Origin of the sequence: Mesorhizobium sp. M0518 (assembly GCF_040321125.1) — a bacterium.
Lineage (GTDB): Bacteria > Pseudomonadota > Alphaproteobacteria > Rhizobiales > Rhizobiaceae > Mesorhizobium.
This window is the reverse complement of record NZ_JAMYQY010000067.1, coordinates 1-657: the sequence shown is the minus strand read 5'-3', so window position 1 is coordinate 657 and position 657 is coordinate 1. Positions and strand designations below refer to the sequence as shown.

The 657-nt window shown below is 55.7% G+C and carries 1 protein-coding gene; it reads right to left on the bottom strand.

Going from position 1 to position 657, the window contains the following annotated elements; translation table 11 throughout:
• The coding region (gene virG / locus NKI66_RS32625) for a two-component system response regulator VirG (RefSeq protein ID WP_352754081.1) at positions 1 to 647 on the bottom strand (647 nt) is incomplete at its 3' end.
• Between the last annotated feature and the right edge of the window lie 10 nt (positions 648 to 657).

Genomic DNA, 657 nt, shown 5'->3' with positions numbered 1-657 from the left:
AGGCGAGGGTTGGCCGCATCAGCCTCCAGCTTTCGGCGCAAGCGCATGATTAGGACATCGATACTTCGATCGTACACCTCTTCTCCACGCACACGGCTCGCGAGCAAAAGCCGTTCTCTGGATAGCACGTTGCGGGGGTTCTCCAGAAATGCGATCAAGAGATTGAACTCACATGCGGTAAGCTTGACCTCGCCACGCTCCGCACAGATCAGTCGCCGCTGCTTCACGCTGAGCTTCCAGGCCCCAAAGCGAAATGAGCGCTGCTCTCTGGTTCGCGGACTAGAAATGCGCTGGCGTAGCGCTACTCGAATGCGGGCCAAGAATTCGCGCATCCCGAAAGGCTTGGGAATGAAATCGGTTGCGCCGAGCTCCAGTGCAACCACTTTTTCCGCCTCATCAAGCCGGTCGCCGCTGATCACTATGATAGGAACATCCGATTTTGTCGCCAGATTGCGGACGATCGCAAGTCCATCCTCCCGGCCTAGGTTAAGGTCAACAACCACGAGATCGACTGGCTCACGTGAAAGAACATAGTCAAACTGCTTGCTATCGTGGACTGCGGTTACCTTCAGGGCATGCATCGTGAGATACTCGGCGATGAGGCGCCGCATTGCGGCATCATCGTCAATGACAAGAACATGTTTCAACGGCACACCT